Below are 25,464 nucleotides of genomic sequence, written 5' to 3'. Positions count from 1 at the left end.
CCGACGGTCACGGACGTAGTAGTGGCCGAGGGTGTCGTCGTACCGGCCGGTGGGGCGGCAGCAGCGGCGGAAAGCGGCGTCCGGAGCCGCAGGGGCACGGGTCGTTGCCGCCGAGCTTCTCGATCAGCTCCTTGTCGCGGCCGACGCGGCGATCGCCGCGCTTGACCTGCGTCTCGCTAGAGGGAACCCCCTGCGGCGCTTGCTGGTCGGCTCAAAAGGACATCTCGTCGCGGTGCATGGCGGGCCTCCTCGGTCCGTGGACGAACGCACGCCACGGTAGGCCGCCTGTGTGCCCGGGCACGATCGATTTTCCGCCGGTGGAGTGCGTCAGTGGAAGGGGTTCGGACAAATAAGCGACTTGACTCCAAATCCGTATATGAGTCGCTATCGTTCGTAACATCCACCGCACCCGTCTCAGGAGTCACTTCTCTCATGGCGCACGTCGAACCGCTGCGGGAGGACGATCCGACGGCGGCGGGACCCTACCGGCTGCTCGGCCGCCTCGGCTCCGGCGGCCAGGGCACCGTCTATCTCGGCCAGGCGCCCGACGGGCAGGCGGTGGCGGTCAAGGTGCTGCGCGACGGGCACGCCGGGCTCAGCGACCGGCTCGCCAAGGAGATCGAGGCGGCGCGGCGGGTGGAGCCGTTCTGCATCGCGCAGGTGCTGGACGCCTCGCTGAGCGGGCCGCGTCCGTACATCGTGACCGAGTACGTCGAAGGGCCGTCCCTGCAGCAGGCCGGCCTGCACACCGGCGCCGACCTGCAGCGCCTGGCCGTCGCCACCGCCACCGCGCTGACCGCCATCCACCAGGCGGGCATCGTGCACCGCGACTTCAAGCCCGCCAACGTGCTGCTCGGGCCCGGCGGGCCGCGCGTCATCGACTTCGGCATCGCCAGGGCTCTGGACGACGGGGTCACGCACACCAGCAGCATCGTGGGGACGCCTGCCTACATGGCGCCGGAGCAGCTCGCTGGGCAGGCTGTGGGGGCGGCGGCGGATGTGTTCGCGTGGGCGTCCGTCATGGTGTGGGCTGGGACGGGGACGCCGCCGTTCGGGCAGGACACGATGCCGGCGATCATCAACCGGATCCTGCACAACGAACCGCAGCTTGGGGATCTTGGGCAGCCGTTGCGGGGGATCGTGTACGGGTGCCTGGTCAAGGATCCGCTTCGACGGCCGGCCATGCGGGATGTGCTGCTGCACCTGCTCAGTGGCCAGAACGCCACACCGGGGCCCGGGTCGCACGCCAGGCCGGGGTCACATGCGGGACTGGGGCCGCACCCTGGACCTGGCCCACACGCCAGGCCCGGGTCGCGTCCTGGGCTGGAGCCGCACGCCGGACCCATGCCTGGCGCTGGGCCGATGCCGGGCGGCGGGCCGGGTCTGGGCGGCGGGCCAGCCGCATACGCGGGGCCGATGCCGGGCGGTGGACCGATGCCGAGCGGCCAGCCCATGCCCGACGGCCACCCCGTGCCGGGCGCCGCGCACATGCCGGGCCAAGGGCCGGTGCCAAGCCGAGGGCCAGTAGCGGGCGGCGGGCCTATGGCGGGGCAAGGGCCGATGCCGGGTCAACCGCCGATGGCGGGGCAAGGGCCGATGCCGCATCGAGGGCCGGGGATGGGGGCAGGGCAGCGGGCGTCGAAGGGGGCGTTGGCGCGGGTCGGGGTGCCGGTGGCCGTTGGTGTGGCCGTGGTCATGGTGGTGGCGCTGGTGGCCGGGGTCGTCTGGTTGTCTCCCTGGGCGAGGCAGCCCGGCCCCGAGTCGCTGGCCGCCATCTCCCCCACCTCGCCCACCACGTCCTCCACCGCCAAGCCCACGCGCCGGCCGTCAACGTCGAGCCCTCGCAAGACCACCAGGAAAACCCAGAAACCCACCCAGACACCGACTCCGAAGAGCACGCCGAAGCCGACCCAGACGCCGACCACGAGGAGCCCCACCCCCGCCCGCACCACCAAGAGGCCGGTCACGAGCGCCAAGGTCAGCATTCTGGAGATCGAGCTGTTCGGCGGCCCGGGCCAGTCCACGGACAGCAGTTGCTACATGCCGCCGATCCACTTCCAGACCAGGGTGGAGTCGACCCGTCCCGGCGTCTGGGTCTCCTACCTGTGGATCGTGGACGGACAGACCCGCGAGAACCGCAAGTCCTGGGTCCCCGAGGACGACTACACGGCGTTCGTGACGGCCGGACAGTACATGCTGGACGAAGGCCGCCACACCATCGCCCTGCGCGTCACGGCGCCCTCCGCCGCCAGCAAGAGCGTCACGATCAACATCTGTCCCGTGGACGACTACTCATGACGACACCCCACGCCATCGGCCCGTACCGGGTCGTCGAGCAGCTCGGGGAGGGCGGCCAGGGGGTGGTGTACCTGGGCGTGGCCCCCGACGGGACGCGGGTCGCGATCAAGGTGCTGCGCGAGGGCGTGGCGGGTGACGGGCGGTTCGCCAAGGAGATCGCCGCCGCGCGGCGGGTGGAGCCGTTCTGCATCGCGCAGGTGCTGGACGCGTCGCTGGGCGGGCGGCCGTACATCGTGACCGAGTACGTCGAGGGCCCGTCCCTGGCGGCGGCGGGCCTGCACCAGGGCGCGGACCTGCAACGTCTGGCCGTCGCCACGGCCACCGCGCTGGCCGCCGTCCACCGGGCCGGGGTCGTGCACCGCGACTTCAAGCCCGCCAACGTGCTGCTCGGACGCGACGGGCCGCGCGTCATCGACTTCGGCATCGCGCGGGCCATGGACGACGCGGTGACCCGTACCAGCACGATCGTGGGGACGCCCGCGTACATGGCGCCCGAGCAGTTCCTGGGGGCGGTGGCGGGGCCGGCGGTGGACGTGTTCGCGTGGGGGTCGGTGATGGTGTTCGCCGCCACCGGCGCGCCGCCGTTCGGGAACGACTCGCTGCCTGCGGTGCTCAGGAGGATCCAGTACGAGGAGCCGCGCCTGGACGGTGTGCCGGAGCCGCTGCGGTCCATCGTGTACGCCTGTCTCGCGAAGGATCCCGCCGCGCGGCCCGGCATGCAGGACGTCCTCTTCCGCCTCATCGGCGCCCCGGCCCAAGCGGGCCATCCGCTGGCCGGTCCAGGCCGTGCGCCCGGATTCGCGGGGGCTGAGGAGCTCGGGATGGGCAAGGGGGCCGGCCTGCCCGGGTTGGGCGATGCGGCTGGGCTGCCGGGGAAGGGCCCATGGGCTGGATCGCCAGAGGCGGGCGAACGGCTTGGGCCGCCCGGCACTGGCGCACAGCCCGGGTCGCCTGAGGCGAGCCCGTGGCCTGGGCTGTCCGAGGCAGGGGCGCGGCCTGCGTCGCCCGGGGCCGTAGGGGTACAAGGCTGTGGTCCGGCGCATGGCGGCGGGAGCGCCGCCGGGCCCACGCACCCGCCCTCCCCCGCCCGGAACGGCCAGCTCTCCCAGGCCCCCACCGGCCCGGTCCGCAACCCGTCCCGCGACCGCCTGATCACCGCCCTCATGGCCGCCGCCACGGCGATCATCGTGACGGGCGGCGCGATGGCGGCATGGTTCCTGCTGCCCATCTCACCCGGCGACAGCGACGGCACCAACTCCGTAGCCATCGCCACCACCACACCCGCCACACCGGCCACCACCTCCCAACCGGCAGGCAAGGCGAAGAAGTCGGCCAAGCCCCTGCGCCCCAGCAGGACGCCCACCCCCTCCGTACGGACAAAAACCCCCACCAGAACACCGGCCACGACCCGGCCGCCCACCAGCGCCAAGCCCACGGCCGGGGCCGTGAAGTCGGTGGGGTTCAGTTATGAGGGCATCAGGCTGGGCGACTGCTGGCGCTACGACATGAACATCTGGGCCAAGGTCACCACGTCCGGCACCTACAGCTACCGCTGGCTGGTGAACGGCCAGAGCCAGGGCAGGCAGCAGGGCACCGCCTCCTCCAAGCCCCTCCTCCCGTCGATCACCTGGAAGCAGGCGGGCACCTACCAGGTGGTCTTCGAGATCGTCACCCCGAACCCCAGCCGGAAGAGTCTCTCGGTGAAAATCTGCGACTTCGACGAGGGCTGGTGAGAGTCAAAGGCCGCTAAGGGGTACGAATCGGACCACCGATCGGAAGAAGGTCCGCATGGAACTCCCTCGCTTCCACCTCGCCGTCCCCGTGGACGACCTGGACGCCGCCCGCCACTTCTACGGCAAGCTGATCGGCTGCGCCCAGGGCCGCAGCTCCGACCGCTGGATCGACTGGAACCTGCACGGCCACCAGTTCGTCACCCACCTGGCCCCCGCGCGCACCGAGCAGGTGCACAACCCGGTGGACGGCCACGACGTGCCGGTCCCGCACTTCGGGCTGATCCTGACCATCCCGGAGTTCCACGAGCTGGCCGACCGGTTCCGGGAGGCGGGCACCGCGTTCGTCATCGAGCCGTATCTGCGGTTCGAGGGGCTGCCGGGTGAGCAGTGGACGATGTTCCTGCTGGACCCGGCGGGCAACGCCCTGGAGTTCAAGGCGTTCGCGGACGACTCGCAGGTGTTCGCTGTCTAAGAAATAACTTCGATATCCAGCGTGGGGTCGGCGGTCGTCCGCATGTCGTCGCCTGGAGGTTATCGTCCCGCCCGCGAATCAATCGGAGAAAGAAGCGAGCAACTCCTCCAGGCTGGTGGCCGGATGCCCGGTGAGTGCGGGAATATCGCCGGTGACCCTTTCCAGCTCTCCCGCCGCAATCGCGAGGTACGTCGACACCCACGCCTCCACCTGCCACCCAGGCGCGCCGTAGATCTCACGGGACGCGTACGCCTCCGGCACCGTCTCGGCGTGGTACGTGACGTCCTGCCCCGTCGCCGATCCGATGGCCGAGGCGACCTCGTCCAGGGTCAGCGCCTGCGGCCCGGTCAGCTCGTAGGTGACGCCCTCGTGCGCCTTCGGCGCGAGCAGCACGTTGGCCGCCGCCTCGGCGATGTCGTCCTGCGCCACGGCCGCCACCCGCCCCCGCCCGGCGGGCCCCCTGATCACGCCGTCGCTGCCGGCCATGCCGGGCAGGAAGTCGGCGTACAGGTTGTCGCGCAGGAAGGTGAAGGTGAGGCCGCTGTCGCGAATGTACTGCTCGGTCGCCCAGTGGTCGCGGGCCAGCGTGAACGTCGCCTCGGGCGCCGCGCCGTAGAAGGAGACGTAGACGAGGTGGGTGACGCGGGCGTCGCGGGCGGCGTCCACGAACGTCCGGTGCTGGTCGAGGCGGTCCTCGCTCTCGGACGCCGACACGAACAGCACGGTAGAGGCGCCGTCGAGCGCCTGCCGCAGCGCCGCGCGATCACCGTACGCGGCGTCGGCCGCCGTGGCCCGGTCGAGGCGGGGGGCGCGGGCGGTGGCGTGCCGGGAGACGAGCCGCTGCTCGGCACCGGCGGCGGCGAGCAGCGCGGCGACCCGGCCGCCCAGGCGCCCGGTGGCGCCGGTGGTGACGATGAACGACATACCGGCACCCTAGCCCGCACCACCGCCCCCAGCCCGAATGCCACTCGGAACCACGAAGGCCGCCCAAAACCTGAAGGGCCACCCAAACCTGAAGGCCGCTCACAACCTGGAGGCCGCTCAGAGCCCGAAGGCCGCGCGCGTCCACCGGTATTGAGCGTCGAGCAGCTCACCCAGCAGGTCGTACAGCGCCCCCTCCGGATACTCGCCCACCCGCTCGGGCTGCACGTGATCACCGCTGGCGCTCAGCTCGGCCAGGAGGATCACCCGGCTGTCCGCCCGGTCCACCCCCAGCCCCACCAGCGCGGGCCGGGCGCCCGCGCACGCCTCCGCGTCGCCGTCGCGGTAGTAGCCCTCCACCAGGTTCTCCCACAGGGCGCGGGCGGGCGGGCTGTGCTCGGGGCTGAAGGCCCGCCCGGGGAAGACGACCACCATGGCGTCCACCCGCATGACGGCCGCCTGGCGCCGGTGCGAGTCGTCGTAGGTTCCCTCCGGCGGCACGGGCTGGGCGCGGAACGACTCGGTGAGCAGCCGCAGCACCGCGCCGAGGTCGTACCCCGCCGTCCTGGGGTCCATCTCGTACTCGATGAACCCGGCGAGGGGGAACGGCGGGTCGGGCAGCGTGTTGTACCCGAGGAAGAGCCTGGCCCCCCGGGGCTCCTCGCGTGGGCGGCCGGACGGCACCGTCATCGCTCCGTGTGCCACCCGGCCCAGCGCGCCGCATCCGTGATCGGGCAGTCCTTCAGCCGACCGAAACAGACTCATGAGCAAATTGTGGCAGTCACATTACTCTTCGTACAGGTGAGGAGGGCATTCTTTAGCTGCTCATCCCGCCGTCCACCGCCACGGTGCTGCCGGTCACGAACGAGCTGTCGTCGGCCGCGAGGAACAGCACGGCCCGCGCGATCTCCTCCGGCGTGGCGTGCCGGCCCAGCGGGATGTGCGTGTCGAAGATCCGCGCCGCCTCCTGCGGAGAGCGTTCCCCCGTGACGGCCAGCTCCACGGCCTGCTGGAACTCGTTGCCGACCGGGCCGGGATGGATGGTGTTCACGCGGATCCCGCGGTGCGCGACTTCCTTGGCGAGCGTACGCATCAGGCCCACCTGCGCGTGTTTGGCCGTGGCGTACGCGGCGATGCCGGCGTCCGAGGTCAGCCCGACGACGCTGGAGGTGATGATGACGCTGCCGCCGTCCGCCATGACGGGGACCGCGTGCTTGCACACCAGGAACGCGCCCCGCACGTGCACGGCCAGCACCCGGTCGAACACCTCGTCGGGGTACGACGACACGGGCGCGACCGTGCCGAAGACGCCGGCGTTGCTGAAGACGACGTCCAGCCGCCCGAACGCCGCCACGGTCGCGGCGACGGCCGAGGCGACCTGGGTGGCGTCCGTGACGTCCGCGACGGCGTGCGCGCAGCCCAGCTCGGCGGCCGTCTCGGCGAGCGCGGGCTCGACCAGGCCGGTGAGCATGACGGCGGCGCCCTCCTGGGCGAACAGCCGGGCGGTGGCGCGGCCGATGCTGCCGTCCGCGCCGGTGACGAAGGCTGCCTTTCCCGCCAGACGTCCCATACCCGGCAGGATCAGGGGGCGGCGCCCGTCCCGTCTTGCCCGGGAGCGCACAGCCTTTGCGCCTCGCCGCACTCCCGGGACGCCGGGCCTCACAGCCTTGACGTCTCCCCGCTCAGCCGGTGCGTCTCGCGGCACTCGCGGGGCGTGAGGCCGTACGCGGCCTTGAACAGGCGGCTGAAGTGGGCCGCGTTGAGCAGCCCCCAGCGGGCCGCGATGGCGCTGACGCCGCGATCGCGCAGCAGCGGGTCGAGCAGGTCGCGGCGGCAGTGGCGCAGGCGGCGCTCGCGGATCCAGACCGACACGCTGGTGCCCTCGTTGCGGAACAGCTTGTGCAGGTAGCGGGTGGAGATGTGGTGGGCGGCGGCGATCCGCGCGGGGTCGAGGCAGGGGTCGCCGAGCCGCGCCTCGATGTGGGTGGTGATGCGCAGGAAGAGCGGGTCGGGGGCGCGGGCGCCGAGGCGGTCGGCGAGGGCGGTGGTGAGCAGGTCGAGGACGTTGGCCGCCAGCCGGACGCCGCCGCGTTCCTCCAGTTCGTCCAGGTTGTTGCCCATCTGGAGGAGGAAGGGGCCGATCAGCGCGCCGAGGCCGGTGGTGCCGGAGACGGGGGTGGCGGTGATGCGCTCGACCGAGCCGGGCGGCAGGGCCAGCATGGGGCGCGGGAAGATCAGGACGAGCAGCCGGGCCGGGGCGTCGAAGGCCAGCGTGTATGGCCGGCCGGTGTCGTACACCGCGAAGTCCCCCGGACGCAGCAGCGCCTGCCGGCCGTCCTGCGACAACACGCCGGTGCCCCTGACCAGCAGCCCGAGCTTGTAGTAGTCCGCGGGATGGGAGGAGATCAGCCGTTTCGTACGGTGGGCGGCGTGCGCGTCGGTGTCGACGTCGAAGATGCCGAGCGGTCCGAGCGTCCCGCCGCGCAACCGGCCACGGAAGGAGTCGCCGGCCGGGAACGAGGCCGCGAGGGGCACGAAGGCGTCCGAGACGACGCCGCGCCAGAAGTCCCGTCGCTCGGCGCGCGGCACGTCATCGGTGCGCGCAAGATACGACATGTCTCACTTTGTTAACCCCATGCGCTGGCAGTCAAGCGGTGTGCCCGCACATGCAATACATCTGACACCCGAGATCCCACAATGCGGGCGTGGAGCTGACTCGACGCACCCTGCTGACGGGCGGGCTGGCCGCCGGGCTGACCGCCTGCGGCCTCAAGGCCCCCGACACCGCATCCGGCCGCACGATCACGATCGGGTACGTCAGCCCCCAGACCGGCGGCCTGGCCGTGTTCGGCGAGTCCAACGCGTACGTGCTCGGCGCCGTGCGCAAGGCCCTGGCCAAGGGCGTCAAGATCGGCACGACCACGTACGAGGTGCGCGTCGTCGCCAAGGACTCCCAGTCGAACGCCGCCCGCGCCGCCCAGGTGGCCGCCGAGCTGATCAGGAACGACAAGGCCGACATCGTCCTGGCCACCTCCACCCCCGACACCACGAACCCCGTCTCCGACCAGTGCGAGGCCGCCGGCGTGCCGTGCGTGGCGACCATCTGCCCGTGGGAGATCTGGGCCGCCGGCGGCACCGCGCGAAACTACAGCTTCCTCCACTTCGTCGGCACCGAGCAGGAGGTCGGCGTCTTCGCCGAGCTGTGGAAGCAGGTGCCGGGCGGCGAGCACGTGATCGCCGGGCTGTGGCCGAACGACACCGACGGCGACCTCTACAGGAAGTTCGTCACCGCCAAGGGCGCGGAGCTGGGCTGGAAGGTGATCGACTCGGGGCCGTACGAGGACGGCACGCAGGACTTCAGCGCCATCATCAGCAAGTTCGACGGCACCGACATCCTCCAGGCCACCCCGATCCCGCCCGACTGGGTGACGTTCTGGCGGCAGGCCCACCAGTCGCGCTACACGCCCAAGCTGGCGTGCGTGGCCAAGGCCATGCTGTTCTCCAGCGTCGCCGACGGGCTCGGCGAGCTGGCCGAGAACCTGGTGGCGGGGGTGTGGTGGGCGCCGTCGTTCCCGTACCGCAGCTCACTGGACGGGACGACCGCGCAGGCCTTCGCTGACGGCTACCGCAGCACGACAGGGCGGACGTGGACGCCGCCGATGGGCTTCAACCACGCGCTGTTCGAGATCGCCGTGGCCGCGCTGAAAGGCGCCGCCGACCCCAAGGACCGGGCGGCGCTGCGCGCCTCCATCGCCGCGCTCAAGGGCGAGGCCATCAGCGGGCGCTACGACTTCACCCAGGGCCCGTCGAAGAACGTCTCCCTCGCCCCCGACCTGGCCGGGCAGTGGCGGCGCGGCGGCGACGGCGCGTACGAGCTGACCATCGTGGAGAACTCGCTGGACCCCAGTATCCCGCTGCAAGGCGAGCTTGAGCTGCTGTGAACGCGCTGATCCACGGCATCCTGCTCGGCGGCGGCTACGCGCTGATCGCGTGCGGGCTGTCGCTCACGTTCGGGGTGATGCGGCTGGTCAACATCGCCCACGGGGACCTGGCCGTGTGCGGGGCCTACCTGGCGCTGCTGGTGTCCACACTGCTCGACGTGCCGGCCACGTACACACTGCCGCTGGTGCTGCCGGCGGCGTTCGGGCTGGGGTGGCTGCTGCACGTGACGCTGTTCGAGCGGGCGCTCGCCTCGGGGCCGCTGGCGCCGGTGCTGGTGACGTTCGGGCTGTCCGTCATGATCCAGAACCTGCTGACCGCCGGGGTCACCGCCAACCCGCGCACCCTGGACGGCGGCCCGCTCAGCCTGGCGAGCGTGGGTGGAGTGTCGCTGCTGCGCATCGCCGCCTTCGTCGTCGCGGTCGCGGTGCTGGGCGGGCTGCAGCTCGTCCTGTCGCGGACGGCGTTCGGGCGGCGGGTGCGGGCCACGGCCGACGACGTGGAGACGGCGCAGCTCGTGGGGATCCGGGTGCGGCCGCTGTTCGCCGCCGTAGCGGGGATCGCGGTGGCCACGGCGGCGCTGGCCGGGGTGTTCCTGGGGCTCATGGGGACGGTGGATCCGTACGCGGGCGGGCTCAGCCTGATCTTCGCCTTCGAGGCGGTGGTGATCGGGGGGATCGGGTCGTTGTGGGGGACGCTCGTGGGCGGGGTGGTGATCGGGCTGACGCAGCAGCTCGCCGGGCTGTGGAACGCCGGGTTCTCGGTGCTGGCCGTGCACCTGCTGTTCTTCGTGGTGCTGACGGTACGGCCGCGCGGGCTGCTGGGATGAGCCGCGGCGGCCCCGACGACGCGACCCCCGGAAAGCGGCGCGCCCCCGACTCCCCGGCACCTGGGAAGCGGTGCGGCCCCGACTCCCGGGCGCCGGGGAAGCGGCGCGGCCCCGACTCCCCGGCGCAGGGGAAGCGGCGCGGGCCTGACGGCGGTGTGGTGGTGTCCGGGATGCGGCGGCGGTGGGCGGCTCCCCTGGGATCACTCGCGGGGGTGGTGGTGCTGGCCGGGGTGCCCTTCTACGGCGGCCCCTCCTGGGAGCGCCCGCTGATCGACCTGCTCACCCTGGCCACCCTGGCCTCCCTGTGGAACCTCCTGGCCGGCTACACCGGGCTCGCCTCGTTCGGCCAGCAGGCCTACCTCGGTGTCGGCGCGTACACCCTCTACCTGACCGCCGCCCAGGGCCTGGACCCGATGGCCGCCATCCCCCTGTCGGCGCTGGCGGCCGGGCTGGTGGCGCTGCCGGTGTCGTTCCCACTGCTCCGCCTGACCGGCGGCCACTTCGCGATCGGCTCGTGGGTGCTGGCGGAGGTGTTCCGGCTGGCGGCCACCCAGCAGGGCGGCAACACGGGCGTGTCGCTGCCGGGCGCCGCGCTGCACGAGCCGCTGCTGCGCCAGGCGCTCACGTACTGGTGGGCGCTGGGCGTGGCCGTCTGCTGCACGGGCGGCATCCTGCTGCTGGTACGGGGCCGCTTCGGGCTCACGTTACGCGCGGTGGCCGGGGATCCGGTGGCGGCGGCGGCCTGCGGGGTGCACGTGGCGCGGACCAGGCGCGTGGCGTACTGGCTGGCCGCCGTCGGGACGGGCGCGGTCGGCGCGGTCCTGTTCGCCGACACCCTGTACGTGCAGCCCGCCTCGATCTTCAACGTGCAGTACAGCGTGTCCATGATGTTCATGGTGCTCATCGGCGGCATCGGCACGGTGAGCGGCCCGCTGCTCGGCGCGCTGGTCTTCTTCGCCCTCCAGCAGGCCCTGTCCGGGTACGGCCCGTGGTACCTGGTCCTGCTGGGGGTCATGGCGGTCACGATGACGATGTTCGCCCCGAACGGGCTGCGGGGCTGGTGGAGCCGTACGCCTTGAGCCCGCCTCGCGAGGGGCTGGTGGCGTACGCCTTGGGCGCCGCGCCTTCTAGGCCTTCCCTTCCGAACCGGCGATCACCGCGACCGCCTCCACCTCGACGAGCTGGTCGCTGTAGCCGAGCACGGTGACGCCGAGCAGTGTGCTGGGAACGTCGTGCTCCCCCATGTACTCCCGATACACCTTCCACGCCGTCACCAGGTCGGCCTGCCGGGTGGAGGCCACGTAGACGGTGGTCTTGACGACATCCGTCAGGGACGCGCCCGCGCCGTCGAGCGCCGTCACGAGGTTGCGCATCACCTGGTGGGCCTGCCCGGCGTAGTCGCCGACGGCGACCGTCTTGCCGTCGAGGTCGAGAGGGCAGGCGCCCGCGACCCAGATGGAGCGGACGGGGGCGTCCATGGTGGCGGCGTAGGCGTAGTCGACCTGGTCTGTGAGCTGGTCGTTGCGAATAAGTCGGACACCTGATGTCATAGCCGTTCTTCCTACCATTCGGCGCGGCCGTAATCTTCCGGATTTTTCGCCACTTCGACCAGCGCCGATACGATCCTCCTGGAGCGTCCCCTCTCATGCACCGTCAGCTCAAGGGAGACTCGCCGTGCGTGTCCGCCTGGCCGTCTTAGCCGCCGCCGCGATCCTGTCGTGCGCCGTCGCACCCGCGCACGCGGCCGCCGCCACCGTGGTCTACACGTGCACCACCGCGGCCACGAACGAGACCCAGGAGGTCAGCCTCGACGTGGAGCTGACCGTGCCCGCGCAGGCGTCCGTGGGGCAGCAGCTCACGATCGGGTGGAGCGGCGTGTTCATCACGGGCAAGGAGCTGACGGCCCCCGCCACGGGCATGGAGGGCGAGCTCAACATGTACGTGTACGCCGGGATCAGCGGCATCGACAACCTCACCTCGGCCACCGGCGTCGCCGACATCGGCACGGTCATCCCCGGCGAACCGGTCGCCATCCCCTCGACGGCCTCGATGACGACCACCCCGCGCAACCCGGGCACCGGCACCGTCCACGCGGGCGCGATCAACTTCGGCGTGACGCCTCAGGACGTCCTCGTCGAGTGCGAGGTGAAGGACAAGGGCGCCCTGACGGAGTACCCGCTCACCGTCACCGGCGGTACGGCGACTCCCGACCCCACGGACACCGGCACCCCTGAGGCCGACGCCGGCGCCACCGAGGACCCGGACGGGGCCGGCAGCGAGCCCGACAACACCGCCACGTCCACGTCCACCTCCTCCGCCGACACCCCGTCCGGCGGGGTGGACACCGGCGCCGGAGGGCTGTCAGGCCCGGACGGACGCCCGCTGATGCTCACCGGCCTCGTGATCACCCTGGCAGCGGTCATCGGCCTGCGCCTGCACCTACGCCCACGCTCACGCGGATCCCGCACGTAACCGCCCTCGGGCGCGCCGCCTTCCTCCCTCAATCTCCGACCTCAACCTCCGACCTCAACCTCCGACCTCAACCTCCGACCTCAACCTCCGACGAGCGGCACGAGCTTGACGAACGACACCACCGGATCGACGGTCAGATCGATCATCTCCGCCAGATCCTCGATCTGCCGCTCCCCCACCAGCAATAAGAACCCGTTGCGCTGAAACGCCCGCTCCGCCACATCCGCCTGACGCTCCCAGTCGATGCGCCGCGCCCGGCTGCCGTTCAGCTCCACCTCGGCCTCCACCGGCCGGACCAGCCCACGAAACCGGGACCCAGGATCACCGTTGTGCCGCGCGACCTCCTCCCGCACCCGCAGCCGGACGAGCTCACGCGCCGAGATGCGCTCAGGCAGATCAGGCAGCGTGAACTCGTCGAGCGGCTTCCCGGTCGCGCTCTCGTCCCTGAAGGTAACCGTGGCCATGGGGGACTCCTTTCGTATGAAGCCATGAATAGCAGCCGCCACCGACAAAGAGCCCGCCCGTTCAAACCATTGAACTCTGACGCCTCCGGCATTACGGTTCACCCAGAAGTCACTTCAGTAATATTTTACCGATTGAGGCACCGAGCATGCCGAGCAGAGCCCTGATCCCCCTGCTGGCAGCGGTCATGACCGCCGCCGTCAGCACGCCCCCGGCCACCGCGACCGCACCCGCCAAGAACGTCCTCTACGTCGCCAAGAACGGCAGCGACAACGCGACAGGCACGGCAAAAGACCCGTTCGCCACGATTGAACGCGCCCGCGACACCCTGGCGGGCAGAACGGGCCCACGCAACCCCGGCACGGTCTACATCCGCGAGGGCGTCTACCAGACGTCCAAGACGATCGAGGTGACCGGCGCGGCGCAGTCGTACGTCACCTACGCCGCCTACCCCGGCGAGCAGGTCGAGCTGGCCGGTGTCACCACCCTCGCGCCGGACAAGTTCCGCAGGCTCGCCGACGTCCCGGCGGACGAGGCGAAGTGGTCGTCGAAGACCCGCGTCCCGGCCGCCGCCGTCCCGAACGTCTGGGTGTACGACTTAGGCGCGGAGGGCATCCCCGCCGGCACGCTCAACAAGAACGGCTTCAACTGGAAGCCGCAGCCCTACGCCCCCGCGCTGATCACCGACGACGCCACGCAGACCCTCGCGCAGTACCCCAACGGTGACACCAAGCTCGACCGCGACGACCTCACCGTCAAGCAGGCCCCCAAGGGCGCGCGCGACTACTTCTCGGACAAGACCGCCGACGGCACGACGCTGCCGTACGAGGACATGCTGAAGCTCCCCGGCCCCGTCTACACGGTCAAGGCCCCCGAGCTGGCCGCCCGCTACGAGAAGTGGGCCGGCACCGACAGCACGACCGCCGAGACCGACGGCTGGCTGTCCGGATATTTCGGCAACAACTACGCCAACGACCGCCTGCGCATCACCTCGGCCGGCGGCGGCGACCTCAGCACCGGCTACCCCACCATGTACGTCGCCACCGACAAGTGGTCGTCGTTCGTGGCCCAGAACGTCCTCAGCGAGCTCGACACCGAGGGCGAGTACTACATCGACCGCCACCAGAGCCACGACACCCTCTACTACTACCCGCCCGGCGGCGCCGTCGAAGGCAAGGAGATCAGCCTCACCTCCTTCGACGCCCCGTTCTTCGAGCTGGAGAACGTCCGGAACATCACCCTCAAGGGCCTGAAGCTGAACGGCACCACCGGCACCGGCGTCCGCCTGCTGGACGCGGAGTCGTCCACCGTGGACGGCCTGGAGATCCTCAACGTCAGCATGGACGCGGTCGCGATCGGCGAGGCCAACGACGCGATCACGGCCATCGCCGAATACCGCACCAGCCGGGGCGGCCACCGCAACCGCGTCGTCAACAGCAAGCTGCACGACCTGGGCGGCGGCGGCGTCTTCACCGCCGGCGGCGACCGCGACTCGCTCGAACGCGGCAACCACGTGGTCGAGCAGAACGAGATCTACGACTTCTCGAAGCTGGCCACCTACACACCGGCCGGATACCTGTACGGCGTCGGCAACACCTTCCGCCGCAACCACGTCCACGACGCGCCGCACATGGCGATCCAGATCATGGGCAACGACATGGAGATCAGCCACAACAGGTTCGAACGCCTCGTGACGCACGCCTCCGACCAGGGCGTCATCTACTCGGGCCGCGACTACACGTACCTGAACAACGTGGTGGCGTACAACCTGTTCAAGGACATCGGCGCGGACGGTAACCAGGCCATCTACATGGACGACGGTATGTCGGGCATGGTCGTCCACCACAACCTCTTCGACAACGTCCAGCATGGCCTGTTCTACCAGTCCGGCCACGGCAACGTGGCAGCGGACAACGTGTTCAAGGACGTCAAGTACCTCGGCCACGACAAGCTCTACCACGAGGGCGGCAAGCGCCTGCCGGTCGCCAACGCGAAGGTCGTCGTCGAACGCTTCAACGACATGCTCAAGATCGGCGACGGCACCGGCTTCACCAACACCCGCTCGAACGTCGAGAAGTGGCACCGCCGCTACGCCAAGCAGTACCCGAACATCCGCGACTGGTACGTCCCCGTCGACTCCCAGGGCCAGGTGTGCACGGCGATCGGCACCACCGACTGCACCGACGAGTACGTGTGGAGCAACCCGAACTCCGTCTACGTCCCGGCGGGCAACGTGCTGACGCGGTCGGTGAGCATCGCGACGGGCGACTTCGCCTACACGGACGACGCGGGCGGGCTCACCAACAAGACCTTCAACCCGGACTTCGACTCCTACAACGTGAAGAGGGCCACTGCCGCCGAGCTGGCCTTCGACCCGGCCACCGGCAAGTTCGACGAACGCGCCACGCCGCTGTCGTCGGTGGAGGGGTTCGGGCGCGCGTGGGTGCAGGAGTGGAACAGGGGCTTCACGCTGGACGGGATCGGGCCGCGGAAGTAGGAGGCAGGAGGAAGGCGCGGCGTTCGTCGTCGGTGAGGGGGCGGAAGACGCGGGCGCGCGCCCTGGCCAGGAGCTCTTCGAGGTCCGAGGCGGGGTCGTGCACCTCCCAGATCCGGACGGTGCGGTCGCTCGAGCCGGTGGCCAGCCGAGTGCCGTCTGGATGCCAGGACAAGCTGTTGACGTGATCATCGTGAACCCCGATGACGGCCGACTCGTGCCCGCCATCGGGGTTCCACAGACGGACGGTCCCGTCCCATGAGGTGCTGGCAAGGGACCGTCCGTCCGGGGACCAGGCGACAGCGGAGACCCGCCCTTCGTGGCCGGTGGCGACGGCGAGTTCGGCACCGGTGCGGGGATCCCAGACGCGGATGCTCTGATCGCGGGAGCCAGTGGCGATCCGGCCGTCGCGGGCCCAGTCGATACTCCAGGTGTGGTCGCGGTGTCCCTTGAGCGTGGCCTCCACCGTCATGTTCAAGGTGTCCCTGATGACGACTTCGGCCCGGTTGGACGATGTGGCCAGGTATCGGCTGTCGGGGGACCAGCACACGTCCCCGGCCTCGTCGCCGTGGCCGGGAAACTTGGCGAGGTGAGCGCCGTTTCCAGCGGCCCACAGGTGGATGTTCTGGTCGAGGGATGCCGTGGCCACACGCAGGCCGTCCGGGGACCAGGCGACAGCGGTGAGGTTGTGGAGGTGATGCTGGACGGCATCGTCCTCCAGCCAGGCGGACTCTCCTGGGTGGAAGGGGAACCAGCCCATCTGATCGGATCCGAGGAGATCGCAGACGACCGCGCCCATGAGGACGCGTCCGCCATCAGGGGACCACGCACACGCTGGGCCGTACTGTTCCCATCCTTGCGTCGTGAGCACCGGACGTGCTCCTTCGATGTCCCAGATCATCGGGTGCACCTGCTGGACGATCGCCAGGTGATGGCCATCCGGAGACCAGGCCACGGCGGTGATCGTGCCCGTGTGCCCGGCGAGCGTGGTGCCCGATCCACCTCGCGGGGTGGCATCCCACAGGGTCACCGTGCGGTCGCGGGACGCGGTGGCGATCGTGTCGCCGTGCCAGGCGATGTCGTCGACGGTCTCGGCGTGGCCGACGAGAGGCGTGTGGACCGAAAAATCGGCATCCCACCAGATATGAACGTCGCCATGATCGTCCCCGGCTGCGAGCCGTGTACCTGCCTGAGCCCAGGTCAAGCACGGCATTCGACGCGGACCCAGCAAAATTCCAGTGAGCCGCTGTCCATGAGCGCCGTCTCGGATCACCACGGTCTCGGCTGCTTCGGTCGAAGCGAGCATCAGCCCGTCAGGGGACCACGACAAGGACATGGCGGAACCGGTGCCGATGGTCGGCTCGACCGGCAAGAACGGCTGGTCGAGATCCCAGCACCACACCCCCTCCGCATCTGCCGCCGCCGCGAGCCGGCGTCCGTCCGGGGACCAGGCGAGATCCCGAAAGGTCCGGTAGTCCGCATTGAGCGTCATCAGCGGGGCCAGCGCCTGTACATCCCAAATCTGCACGGTTCCGTCCAAGGCCGCCGTGGCCAGCCGTTCTCCGTCCGGTGACCAGGCGGTGGCACCACCACTCACACCGGGCAGCACTCCGTACACCGCCCAGGTCCCGGTGCTCCAGACGGTGGCCGGGCGGCCCCACGACCCCGCCGCCAGCCAGCGCCCGCAGGGGGACCACGCCACGCTCCACAGGGGATCGTCACCGTCGGCAAGCACGATCGGCCCCGCTTCCCCGCGCACGTTCCAGATCCGCACGGTGCCGTCGTCACCTGCACTGGCCAGCAGGCTACCGTCGGGTGACCACGCGACCCCGCGCACGCCGCTGTCATGTCCACGCAGCACCGCCAGCACCCTGGAGACGGACAGAGCGGTCTGCAGCGCTTGCCTTGCCGCGGTGGTAGGCGCGCACTCCTCGACCACGGCCAGCCCAGCGAGGATGGCAACCTCCGAGTCGCGCCCGGCCCGCTCGATGACCCGCCGGGCCGCCGCGTCGGCGACCCGCTCCATGGTGGCTCTCTCCTGCCGCCTGGAGCCTTCCAAGAACTCCTCGCCCAATGGCGTCACCGATCCGATCACCCCCGTCCTGACCAGCGACAGACGCTGCCCGCTCAGCAGATAGGCGTCCTGCCTGCCCGACTGTTCCCACTCCCGCGCCCACCGCTCCAGCTCGGAGCGCCGCCGCAACCGCTCCGCGTCCGCCTCGACGGCCCTGCGCAGCGGTGGCCACTGCCGGAAGAGCGTCTCGTGCGCGACGTCCAGCATGTCCCCATCACTGACCAGCAGCCGCCCCGCCACGAACGCGTCGACCACGGCGAGCTCGCCACCGCCCACGTCCTGTCGGCGCACGCGCCGCCGGGTGGGTTCGGCGCCTTCCAGGCTCACGAATCGCAGCAACGTCGGCACCACCGCGTCGGCCCCGCCCAGCGCCGCGGTGATGCGATCGGCCTGTGCGGACAGGGCGCCGCTCACCCCGCCCAGCCGCAGGTAGTCGTCCTCGGTGACCGTCCCGCCCGGGCCGGCCTTCAGGAACAGCTCCTGCAGCGTGTACGCCAGCAGCGGCAGCGCGTCCCCGCCGCCGGTGTCGTCCACCATCCGGGAGACCACTCCGGGAGCGAAGCTCAGCCCGGCCCGCTCCCCCGGCTTCTCGATGACTTCCCGTAGCTCGGCCCGCCCGAGCGCGCCCACGGTCATCGGCTCGCGGAGCAGCCCGGCGTGCCCGGCCTCCAGGAAGGCGGTCAGGAAGTCCGACCGTAACGTGGCCACCACCCACAGCCTGGGCTCGGCGGCCAGCGCGCCTGCGATCAGCTCCAGGAACGCCGTGTCGGCGGGCAGCTCTTCGAGCTGGTCGATGACGACGAGCAGGTTCGCGCCGCGCGCCCGTTGCACGCACCACCGCAGCCCGGTGACCCCGCCGGCCAGTTCGCTGCGCACCGCCTGCTCGCTCATGCCCGGCAGCGCCGCCGCCAGGCCGTGTGCCAGCCCGGCCACCGGGTCGGCGCCGGGGGTGAACGGCGGCACGACCACCCAGCGCTCCCGCCGTCGTTGCAGCGCGGGCAGCAGCCCTGCCCGTACGAGGGAGGACTTGCCCGAGCCCGACGGGCCGAGCACGAGCACGAAGCGGTGTGCGACCGGCGGCTGGAAGCGGGCGGCGAGGTCGCGGATCTCCTCGTCGCGGCCGAAGAAGACGCCGGCGTCGGCCTCGGTGAACGCCTCCAGCCCGGGGTAGGGCGGTTTGCCGGAGGGGTCCCACTTCCGCACGATCGTGGCCGGCCGGTCGAGCGTGTGCAGCCACACCTGCCCGGCCACGAGCAGCACGACGACGGTGACCAGCAGCGGGAAGGACCATTCCTGCAGCAGGCGCAGCGGGCCGGGATCGGGGTCGTTGGTGGTGTAGTTGGCGACCAGGCCGAGAAGCGCGCCGAACAGCACGAGCAGGATGTTGACGACGAGCTTGATCCGGCGACGATTCATACCCGCCCCCGCGAACGACTGCGGGCACCCTCGTCGAGGGTGCCCGTTCGTGGAGTGCGCCGCCAGGGACTCGAACCCCGGACCCGCTGATTAAGAGTCAGCTGCTCTGACCAACTGAGCTAGCGGCGCGCTGGCAGAAAGGAATATACCGGTGATCCGCATCCTGGTCGAATCGGTATCCGCGGCACATCACCGGCTAGAATAAAGTTCGGCTCACAGGCTCAACGGCCCCGGCAGACAGGATCATGCATGTTCGACTCGCCCGCCGAAGTGACGGAGCGGCTCGCCGCCGTGGACTACCTCTCCGACGACGCCATCTCCACCTCGGTGTTCCTGGCCGCGGCGCTGGGCAAGCCGCTGCTGGTCGAGGGCCCGGCGGGAGTCGGGAAGACGCAGCTCGCCAAGGCCGTCGCGCGGACGACCGGCGCCGACCTGATCAGGTTGCAGTGTTACGAGGGGCTCGACGAGGCCAGGGCCCTGTACGAGTGGAACTACAAGAAGCAGCTCCTGCGGATCCAGGCCACCAGCGCCGACGACGACATCTTCAGCGAGGAGTTCCTGCTGGAGCGGCCGCTGCTCAAGGCCATCAGGTCCAACAGGCCGACCGTGCTGCTCATCGACGAGACCGACAAGGCGGACGTCGAGGTGGAGGGGCTGCTGCTGGAGCTGCTGTCCGACTTCCAGGTGACGATCCCCGAGCTGGGCACGATCGCGGCCACGCGCAGGCCGTACGTGGTGCTGACCTCCAACGCGACGCGCGAGCTGTCGGAGGCGCTCAAGCGGCGCTGCCTCTACCTGCACATCGAGTACCCCACTCCGGAGCGCGAGCGGGACATCGTGCTGGCGCAGGTGCCGGACATCCGGGCCGAGCTGGCCGAGCAGCTCGCCAGGACGGTGGCGACGCTGCGGGCGCTGGAGCTGAAGAAGGCGCCGTCCGTGGCGGAGACCGTCGACTGGGCCAACACGCTGCTGGCGCTGGGGCGCGACGAGCTGGACGAGGCGACCGTGGCCGGGACGCTGGGCGTGGTGCTCAAGCACGCCTCCGACCACGAGCGGGCGGCCAAGGAGCTGGGGCTTCCCGATGCCTGAGCCGGCGGCCGTGACGGCCGCTGAGCCGGGGGCGTCCGCCGAGTCGAGGGCGTCCGCGCCCGGTAAGGCGTCGCTGGTCGACCGGCACGTCGGGTTCGTGCACGCGCTGAGGGCGGCCGGGGTGCCGGTCTCGGTGGCCGAGGGGCTGGACGCGGCCAACGCGATGCGGGTGATCGAGCTGGCCGACCGCGAGTCGCTGCGGGCGGCGTACGCGGCGACGCTGGTGAAGAAACCGGCTTACCGGCCGGGCTTCGACGTGCTGTTCGACCTGTGGTTCCCGTCCTCGACGACCGGCCTGTCCGCCGCACGGGACACCGACCTGGCGACGGCGAGCGTCAAGGAGCTGCGTGAGCACCTGGCGGGACTGCTGGCCGGCACGACGTCCGACCAGGAGATGCGCGAGTTCGCCGAGGCCATGGTGGAGCGCTTCGGCAGGCAGGAGGCGACGGGGCCCGGCCGGCAGAACTGGTTCTCCTACAGCGTCATGCGCGCCCTGTCGCCCGAGACGCTGATGGCCGCCATCCTGCGCAACGTGCTGCAGGGCCGCGAGCGCGGCGGGCTGGCGGAGAAGACGGTGCGCCGGCAGGTCACCGCCGGGATCAAGCGCTTCGAGGACGCCGTGGCCACCGACGTGCGCCGCCGCATCGCCGAGGACGGGGGCATCGAGCGGATCGCCCGCTCGGCCGTGCGCCCGCCGCTCGACCAGATCGACTTCCTGCGCATCACCAAGGCCGACCTGGCCAGGCTGCGCAGGGAGGTGTATCCGCTGGCCAGGCGGCTGGCCGCGCGTCTGACGATCAAGCATCGCAAGGGCAGGCGGGGCAGGCTCGACTTCCGCAGGACGGTGCGGGCCTCGCTGCAGAGCGGCGGCGTGCCGCTGACCACCCACTTCAAGCCTCCTCGCCCGCACAAGCCGGAGCTGGTCATCCTCTGCGACACCAGCGACTCGGTCTCGTCGTTCGCGCACTTCACGCTGCTGCTGACGTACGCGTTGCGCGAGCAGTTCACGAAGGTGCGGGCGTTCGGGTTCGTGGACACCGTGGACGAGATCACCCGGTTCTTCCAGCCCGGCTCGGACGTGGTCGAGGCCATGACCCGGCTGGTGAACGAGGCGGACATGGTGCGCTTCGGCCGTACCAACTACGGGCACAGCCTGGAGGGCTTCGCCGAGCGGTACGCCGACGCGCTCGGCCCGAAGACGTCCCTGCTGATCCTGGGCGACGCCCGCTCCAACTACCAGCCACCCGCCCTGGACGTGCTGAAGTCGCTGGTGTCGAAGACCCGCTCCGCCTACTGGCTCAACCCCGAGCCGAGGCAGCAGTGGGACACGGGCGACTCGGTCGCGAGCGAGTACGGCACGGTCGTGCCCATGCACGAGTGCCGCAACGTCTCGCAGCTCACCGCGTTCATCGAGACGCTGGCCTGACCCCCTTACATGGCTGACCCTAGATCCGCTGCAGCTCGCGGGCGGCGGTGCGGGCGAGCAGCTCGATCTGCGAGTCGTTCAGCACGCCGGTGTCGGCGGCCTTCATCACCCGGGCCGCCGTGCGCGGCCTGAGCAGGGTCAGGCCCTCGGCGGCCACCACGCCGTTCCTGGGCAGGATGCCGCAGTGGACCGCGATCATGGGGTTGATCGTGACCGGCACGCCGGTCTCGCGGGTGAGCAGCGCGGCGAACGCCTCGGCCTTCTCGACCAGCGCCTTGGCGGTCTTGCTGCCGTACTTCTCGCCGAAGAACAGCCGGCCCACGTAGCACGCGATCTCGATGTCGGGCGCCCAGGACTCGTTGTCGACGATCCATACGCCGCCGGGGCCGATCACGAGATGGTCGATGGAGGCCTGGCCGCGGATGGCTCGCCCGTCCAGGACCTGGTAGCCGTGGCGGCGCAGTGAGCGGCGCAGCAGGCGGCCGGTGATGGCCTCGCCGCGCCGGGCGCCCCGCCACACGGCGGTGCGGTAGAAGGAGTACCAGTCGAGCAACCAGTCTCCGCCGTAGACGATCCCCGCGAGCAGCAGGCCGGTCAGGACGGAGGCGGCGGCGAGGTCGAACCTCAGGCCGAGCGCCACGCCGATGACGAATCCCACTCCGGCCTTGACATAGCGGTACTTACGCCGGTTCGGCGCGTCCTCGCGCCAGAACTTCTCGTACCACCACTGCGGGGAAGATCCTGTGTACTTCTCGTTGGGCTGCACGTAGATAGAGCCACCGGGCACGGCAAACTCCCCGAATGAGTAGGTGTTGTGCAGGATCTGCCACGCCGAAGATCCCTCGCCGGTCAAGAGATACCCGTTCCCCAACCAAGGCGAGCCTAAGGTGACGGAATTAGTACCCGCAAGACCATCAACCGACCAGTCGGTATGCTAAGGCGGTGACCAAGGGGGACGATGTGAAAGACGAACCGGTCAGACAGCGCCTGCTGGCCGAGGCGACCCGGCTCTTCGCCGAGCGTGGCTTCGAGAGCACCTCGGTACAGGAGATCGTAGTGGCGGCCGGTGTCACCAAGGGCGCCATGTACCACTATTTCGATTCCAAGGATGATCTGCTGCACGAGATCTACGCCCGCGTCCTGCGCATGCAGATGGACCGGCTGACGCAGATCGCCGACGGCGCCGGCACCGTCCGGCAGCGGCTGCACAGGGCCGCGGCCGACGTCGTGGAGACGACGGCCGCCAACCTCGACGACTCCAAGATCTTCTTCAGGTCGATCCACCTGCTCGCGCCCGAGACGCAGAAGACCGTGCGGGCCGAGCGCCGCCGCTACCACGAGCGCTTCCGCGGCCTCGTGGCCGAGGGGCAGCGCACCGGCGTCTTCAGCACCCGCGTCCCGGCGGAGCTGGTCGTCGACTTCTTCTTCGGCTCGGTGCACCACCTGGGCTCCTGGTTCCACGCGGACGGGCCGCTGACCGGCGCCCAGGTGGGCAAGCACTTCGCCGACCTGCTGCTGACGTCCCTCGACGCCCCGCCGTCAGGAGGGCCCGGGCACGTCGACGAGTGAGGCCAGCGCCGCCCGGTGATCCCCCGGCGAGCCCAGCGCGATCTCCGTCGCCTTGGCCCGCTTGAGGTACAGATGCACCGGGTGCTCCCAGGTCATCCCGATCCCGCCGTGCAACTGCAGGGCCTCCTCGGCCGCGTGCACGGCCACCCCCGCGTTCCACGCCTGCGCCACCGCCACGGAGATGGACGACGCGTCCGCCACCGCGTTCCTGGCGGCGGCCCTGGCCCGCACCACGTCCAGCCAGAGATCGGCCAGCCGGTGCTTGACCGACTGGAACGAGCCGATCGGCCGGGCGAACTGGTGGCGCTCCTTGACGTAGGCCAGCGTCGTCTCCAGGCACCACTCGGCCACGCCGAGTTGCTCGGAGGCCAGCAGCCCCGCCCCGAACCTGAGCACCGCCGCCAGGTCGCACGCCCCGACCCGCCGCCCCCGCGCCTTCGCGAACGTCACCGTGGCCACCGGCCTGGTCAGGTCCAGCGACGGCCCGACCTCGACCGAGGCGCCCTCGACCGCGTACAGGTCGCCGTCCACCGGCACCAGCAGCACGTCGGCCACCTCCGCCCCGGCCACGCCGGTGACGGTCCCCGACAGCCGCCCGTCGCCGTCCACGCTCACCGACGAGCCACGCCCCGGCGCGTACGGCGACGCCGCGAACGACACGGCCAGCGCCGCCGTCCGCCGCCCCTCGGCCAGCTCGCCGAGCAGCGCGTCACGCGTCGGCAGCAGCGCCCGCGTGGCCAGCACCGAGCTGGTCAGGAACGGCACCGGCGCCACCGCCCGGCCCAGCTCCTCCAGCACCACGGCCGCCTCACTGGCCGACGCGCCCGCGCCGCCCAGCTCCTCCGGGATCAGCAGCCCGGCCACGCCGATCTCGCCGGCCAGCGTCTTCCACAGATCCAGGTCGTACGGCTCCGCCTCGACGCGCTTCAGCACCGCCGCGGACGGGCAGCGGTCGGCGAGCAGCCCGCGCACGGAGGACCTGAGCTCCTCCTCGACCTCGGAATACAGCAGGGTCATCGCGGCAGGTCCTTCCAGGGCACGTCCTTGTCGACACGGGGTTCAGAAGGCAGGCCGAGCACCCGCTCGGAGATGATGTTGCGCAGGATCTCGGACGTGCCGCCCTCGATCGAGTTGCCCTTGGCACGCAGGTAGCGGTAGCCGGGGCCGCGACCGTAGAAGTCGACGTCCTCAGAACGGCGGAAGGTCCAGTCGTCGTAGCCCAGATCGCGCCGCAGCTCGACGTCCAGGCCCGTCAGCGCCTGGTTGAGCCGGGCGAACGACAGCTTCATCCCCGACCCCTCCGGCCCCGGCTGCCCGGCGGCGAGCTGCTCGCGCAGCCGCGCACCCGACAGGCGGGTCACCTCGGCCTCCACCCACAGCGACAACAACCGCTGGTGCAGGTCGTGGGTGCGCAGCTCGGGCTGCTCACGCCAGGCCGACAGCACGGTCGCCATGACGCCGCCGCCGCGCCGCGTGGGCGCACCGCCGATGGCGACGCGCTCGTTCATCAGCGTCGTCTGCGCGACCCGCCAGCCGTCGCCCACCTCGCCCAGCCGCAGGTCGTCGCCGAGCCGCACGCCGGTCAGGAACACCTCGTTGAACTCGGCCTCACCGGTGATCTGCCGCAGCGGGCGCACCTCGACGCCGGGCGCCTGCATGTCGCACACGAAGTACGTCATGCCGCGGTGCTTGGGCACGTCCGGGTCGGTGCGGGTGACGAGGATGGCCCAGCGGGAGTGGTGCGCGCCGGACGTCCACACCTTCTGGCCGTCCACCACCCACTCGTCGCCGTCCCTGACGGCCCGCGTCGCCAGCGTGGCCAGGTCGGAACCGGCGCCGGGCTCGCTGAAGAGCTGGCACCAGATCTCCTCCCCGGTCCACAGCGGCTTCAGGAACCGGCGCTTCTGCTCCTCGGTCCCGAACGCCAGGATCGTCGGCGCCGCCATGCCCAGGCCGATGCCCTGCTTCCCGCCGTTGATCTGCGGCGTGTCGGCCAGCTCCCGCTCGACGACCTGCTGCAGCTCCCGGGAAGCCCCCAGCCCGCCGAGCCCCTCGGGGTACCAGACCCACGCCAGCCCGGCGTCGAACCTGGCGCGCAGGAACTCCAGCCGGTCCCCGCTCGGGTCGTGCTCGCCGAGGAACGCCGCCACGCGCTCCTTGATCTCAGCTTCGTTCACAGTCCGCCCACCCATGGGGAGGCCGGCTCCGTTGAGCCAGGAAGAAGATGCTTCACGATTCCCTCTCTTTTCGTGACTCTGAGCGATAATCTG

The 25,464-nt window shown here is 70.8% G+C and carries 22 protein-coding genes and 1 tRNA gene; 11 read left to right on the top strand and 12 right to left on the bottom strand.

The genetic code is table 11. The features are described 5' to 3' along the window. Nucleotides 1-7: 7 nt before the first annotated feature. On the bottom strand, nt 8-124 hold the full coding sequence (locus ABD331_RS61165) for an SEC-C metal-binding domain-containing protein (RefSeq protein ID WP_372513656.1): 117 nt from the start codon (nt 122-124) through the stop codon (nt 8-10). Nucleotides 125-432: 308 nt separating this feature from the next. On the opposite strand from ABD331_RS61165, the gene ABD331_RS49770 reads away from it, so the two are divergent. The 3 genes from ABD331_RS49770 to ABD331_RS49760 are packed head-to-tail and all read left to right on the top strand — an operon-like array spanning nt 433 to nt 4,503. Continuing rightward, the gene (locus tag ABD331_RS49770) at nt 433-2,298 is read left to right on the top strand and encodes a serine/threonine protein kinase (RefSeq protein WP_344492446.1); all 1,866 of its coding nucleotides are present in this window, start codon (nt 433-435) and stop codon (nt 2,296-2,298) included. Continuing rightward, a complete protein-coding gene (locus tag ABD331_RS49765; protein WP_344492443.1) occupies nt 2,295-4,031 on the top strand; it encodes a serine/threonine protein kinase in 1,737 nt (578 codons plus the stop codon). The genes ABD331_RS49770 and ABD331_RS49765 overlap by 4 nt, the downstream gene beginning before the upstream one ends. A 55-nt stretch (nt 4,032-4,086) precedes the next feature. Beyond that, entirely contained in the window at nt 4,087-4,503 is a 417-nt protein-coding gene (locus ABD331_RS49760) for a VOC family protein (RefSeq protein ID WP_344492440.1), read from the top strand. 78 nt (nt 4,504-4,581) lie between these two features. Here the strand turns inward: ABD331_RS49760 and ABD331_RS49755 are convergent, their stop codons facing one another. From ABD331_RS49755 to ABD331_RS49740, 4 genes are all read right to left on the bottom strand, one after another. Continuing rightward, on the bottom strand, nt 4,582-5,427 hold the full coding sequence (locus ABD331_RS49755) for an SDR family oxidoreductase (protein WP_344492437.1): 846 nt from the start codon (nt 5,425-5,427) through the stop codon (nt 4,582-4,584). A 117-nt stretch (nt 5,428-5,544) separates the two neighbouring features. Further along, entirely contained in the window at nt 5,545-6,189 is a 645-nt protein-coding gene (locus ABD331_RS49750) for a hypothetical protein (RefSeq protein WP_344492434.1), read from the bottom strand. A gap of 52 nt (nt 6,190-6,241) precedes the next feature. Beyond that, on the bottom strand, nt 6,242-6,994 hold the full coding sequence (locus tag ABD331_RS49745) for an SDR family NAD(P)-dependent oxidoreductase (protein ID WP_344492431.1): 753 nt from the start codon (nt 6,992-6,994) through the stop codon (nt 6,242-6,244). A gap of 89 nt (nt 6,995-7,083) precedes the next feature. Continuing rightward, complete coding sequence (locus ABD331_RS49740; protein ID WP_344492428.1) at nt 7,084-8,040, bottom strand: AraC-like ligand-binding domain-containing protein; 957 nt, start codon at nt 8,038-8,040, stop codon at nt 7,084-7,086. 89 nt (nt 8,041-8,129) lie between these two features. Between ABD331_RS49740 and ABD331_RS49735 the strand changes: the two genes are divergently transcribed. Genes ABD331_RS49735 through ABD331_RS49725 form a run of 3 tightly spaced genes read left to right on the top strand, consistent with a single transcriptional unit; the run spans nt 8,130 to nt 11,271 of the window. Beyond that, complete coding sequence (locus ABD331_RS49735) at nt 8,130-9,365, top strand: ABC transporter substrate-binding protein (RefSeq protein WP_344492425.1); 1,236 nt, start codon at nt 8,130-8,132, stop codon at nt 9,363-9,365. Next, on the top strand, nt 9,362-10,192 hold the full coding sequence (locus ABD331_RS49730) for a branched-chain amino acid ABC transporter permease (protein WP_344492422.1): 831 nt from the start codon (nt 9,362-9,364) through the stop codon (nt 10,190-10,192). The genes ABD331_RS49735 and ABD331_RS49730 overlap by 4 nt, the downstream gene beginning before the upstream one ends. Further along, a complete protein-coding gene (locus tag ABD331_RS49725; RefSeq protein WP_344492419.1) occupies nt 10,189-11,271 on the top strand; it encodes a branched-chain amino acid ABC transporter permease in 1,083 nt (360 codons plus the stop codon). The genes ABD331_RS49730 and ABD331_RS49725 overlap by 4 nt, the downstream gene beginning before the upstream one ends. Nucleotides 11,272-11,319: 48 nt before the next feature. Here ABD331_RS49725 and ABD331_RS49720 read toward each other — a convergent pair whose 3' ends face one another. After that, nucleotides 11,320-11,742: a RidA family protein gene (locus ABD331_RS49720; RefSeq protein WP_344492415.1), complete on the bottom strand. Its 423-nt coding sequence runs from the start codon at nt 11,740-11,742 to the stop codon at nt 11,320-11,322. Between the two features lie 124 nt (nt 11,743-11,866). On the opposite strand from ABD331_RS49720, the gene ABD331_RS49715 reads away from it, so the two are divergent. Continuing rightward, on the top strand, nt 11,867-12,664 hold the full coding sequence (locus ABD331_RS49715; protein WP_344492412.1) for a hypothetical protein: 798 nt from the start codon (nt 11,867-11,869) through the stop codon (nt 12,662-12,664). Between the two features lie 80 nt (nt 12,665-12,744). Here the strand turns inward: ABD331_RS49715 and ABD331_RS49710 are convergent, their stop codons facing one another. After that, complete coding sequence (locus tag ABD331_RS49710; RefSeq protein ID WP_344492409.1) at nt 12,745-13,128, bottom strand: hypothetical protein; 384 nt, start codon at nt 13,126-13,128, stop codon at nt 12,745-12,747. 146 nt (nt 13,129-13,274) lie between these two features. Here ABD331_RS49710 and ABD331_RS49705 point away from each other — a divergent pair, with 146 nt between their 5' ends. Continuing rightward, a complete protein-coding gene (locus tag ABD331_RS49705) occupies nt 13,275-15,623 on the top strand; it encodes a right-handed parallel beta-helix repeat-containing protein (protein WP_344492406.1) in 2,349 nt (782 codons plus the stop codon). Here the strand turns inward: ABD331_RS49705 and ABD331_RS49700 are convergent. Continuing rightward, nucleotides 15,592-19,110 (bottom strand): nSTAND1 domain-containing NTPase, encoded by a 3,519-nt coding sequence (locus ABD331_RS49700; protein WP_344492403.1) that lies wholly within the window; start codon nt 19,108-19,110, stop codon nt 15,592-15,594. The genes ABD331_RS49705 and ABD331_RS49700 overlap by 32 nt on opposite strands. A gap of 55 nt (nt 19,111-19,165) precedes the next feature. Beyond that, nucleotides 19,166-19,239: transfer RNA gene (locus ABD331_RS49695), tRNA-Lys, on the bottom strand. A gap of 120 nt (nt 19,240-19,359) precedes the next feature. Here ABD331_RS49695 and ABD331_RS49690 point away from each other — a divergent pair. Further along, on the top strand, nt 19,360-20,199 hold the full coding sequence (locus ABD331_RS49690; protein ID WP_344492400.1) for an AAA family ATPase: 840 nt from the start codon (nt 19,360-19,362) through the stop codon (nt 20,197-20,199). Then, a complete protein-coding gene (locus ABD331_RS49685) occupies nt 20,192-21,625 on the top strand; it encodes a vWA domain-containing protein (protein WP_344492397.1) in 1,434 nt (477 codons plus the stop codon). Before ABD331_RS49690 ends, ABD331_RS49685 begins: the two co-directional genes overlap by 8 nt. Before the next feature lie 19 nt (nt 21,626-21,644). On the opposite strand, the gene ABD331_RS49680 is transcribed toward ABD331_RS49685, so the two are convergent. Then, complete coding sequence (locus tag ABD331_RS49680; RefSeq protein WP_344492394.1) at nt 21,645-22,412, bottom strand: nuclease-related domain-containing protein; 768 nt, start codon at nt 22,410-22,412, stop codon at nt 21,645-21,647. A 173-nt stretch (nt 22,413-22,585) separates the two neighbouring features. On the opposite strand from ABD331_RS49680, the gene ABD331_RS49675 reads away from it, so the two are divergent. Next, nucleotides 22,586-23,194, top strand: coding sequence for a TetR/AcrR family transcriptional regulator (locus ABD331_RS49675; protein WP_344492391.1), 609 nt, complete (start codon nt 22,586-22,588; stop codon nt 23,192-23,194). Here ABD331_RS49675 and ABD331_RS49670 read toward each other — a convergent pair. Together ABD331_RS49670 and ABD331_RS49665 are read right to left on the bottom strand one after the other, a co-directional pair. Continuing rightward, nucleotides 23,165-24,211 carry an acyl-CoA dehydrogenase family protein gene (locus ABD331_RS49670; protein ID WP_344492388.1) on the bottom strand — a complete coding sequence of 349 codons (1,047 nt, stop codon included), beginning with the start codon at nt 24,209-24,211 and terminating at the stop codon, nt 23,165-23,167. The genes ABD331_RS49675 and ABD331_RS49670 overlap by 30 nt on opposite strands. Continuing rightward, nucleotides 24,208-25,386: an acyl-CoA dehydrogenase family protein gene (locus ABD331_RS49665; RefSeq protein ID WP_344492385.1), complete on the bottom strand. Its 1,179-nt coding sequence runs from the start codon at nt 25,384-25,386 to the stop codon at nt 24,208-24,210. The genes ABD331_RS49670 and ABD331_RS49665 overlap by 4 nt, the downstream gene beginning before the upstream one ends. Between the last annotated feature and the right edge of the window lie 78 nt (nt 25,387-25,464).

Origin of the sequence: Nonomuraea monospora (assembly GCF_039531895.1) — a bacterium.
Lineage (GTDB): Bacteria > Actinomycetota > Actinomycetes > Streptosporangiales > Streptosporangiaceae > Nonomuraea > Nonomuraea monospora.
The sequence above is the reverse complement of the archived record's forward strand: the minus strand, read 5'-3'. Positions and strand labels throughout refer to the sequence as shown.

What these genes read in the sequence shown, in the direction of transcription:
- ABD331_RS49770 (WP_344492446.1), top strand. Translation starts at nt 433, where the DNA reads ATGGCGCACGTCGAACCGCTGCGGGAGGACGATCCGACGGCGGCGGGA.
- ABD331_RS49765 (WP_344492443.1), top strand. Translation starts at nt 2,295, where the DNA reads ATGACGACACCCCACGCCATCGGCCCGTACCGGGTCGTCGAGCAGCTC.
- ABD331_RS49760 (WP_344492440.1), top strand. Translation starts at nt 4,087, where the DNA reads ATGGAACTCCCTCGCTTCCACCTCGCCGTCCCCGTGGACGACCTGGAC.
- ABD331_RS49755 (WP_344492437.1), bottom strand. Translation starts at nt 5,427, where the DNA reads ATGTCGTTCATCGTCACCACCGGCGCCACCGGGCGCCTGGGCGGCCGG.
- ABD331_RS49750 (WP_344492434.1), bottom strand. Translation starts at nt 6,189, where the DNA reads ATGAGTCTGTTTCGGTCGGCTGAAGGACTGCCCGATCACGGATGCGGC.
- ABD331_RS49745 (WP_344492431.1), bottom strand. Translation starts at nt 6,994, where the DNA reads ATGGGACGTCTGGCGGGAAAGGCAGCCTTCGTCACCGGCGCGGACGGC.
- ABD331_RS49740 (WP_344492428.1), bottom strand. Translation starts at nt 8,040, where the DNA reads ATGTCGTATCTTGCGCGCACCGATGACGTGCCGCGCGCCGAGCGACGG.
- ABD331_RS49725 (WP_344492419.1), top strand. Translation starts at nt 10,189, where the DNA reads ATGAGCCGCGGCGGCCCCGACGACGCGACCCCCGGAAAGCGGCGCGCC.
- ABD331_RS49720 (WP_344492415.1), bottom strand. Translation starts at nt 11,742, where the DNA reads ATGACATCAGGTGTCCGACTTATTCGCAACGACCAGCTCACAGACCAG.
- ABD331_RS49710 (WP_344492409.1), bottom strand. Translation starts at nt 13,128, where the DNA reads ATGGCCACGGTTACCTTCAGGGACGAGAGCGCGACCGGGAAGCCGCTC.
- ABD331_RS49705 (WP_344492406.1), top strand. Translation starts at nt 13,275, where the DNA reads ATGCCGAGCAGAGCCCTGATCCCCCTGCTGGCAGCGGTCATGACCGCC.
- ABD331_RS49700 (WP_344492403.1), bottom strand. Translation starts at nt 19,110, where the DNA reads ATGAATCGTCGCCGGATCAAGCTCGTCGTCAACATCCTGCTCGTGCTG.
- ABD331_RS49690 (WP_344492400.1), top strand. Translation starts at nt 19,360, where the DNA reads ATGTTCGACTCGCCCGCCGAAGTGACGGAGCGGCTCGCCGCCGTGGAC.
- ABD331_RS49685 (WP_344492397.1), top strand. Translation starts at nt 20,192, where the DNA reads ATGCCTGAGCCGGCGGCCGTGACGGCCGCTGAGCCGGGGGCGTCCGCC.
- ABD331_RS49670 (WP_344492388.1), bottom strand. Translation starts at nt 24,211, where the DNA reads ATGACCCTGCTGTATTCCGAGGTCGAGGAGGAGCTCAGGTCCTCCGTG.
- ABD331_RS49665 (WP_344492385.1), bottom strand. Translation starts at nt 25,386, where the DNA reads ATGGGTGGGCGGACTGTGAACGAAGCTGAGATCAAGGAGCGCGTGGCG.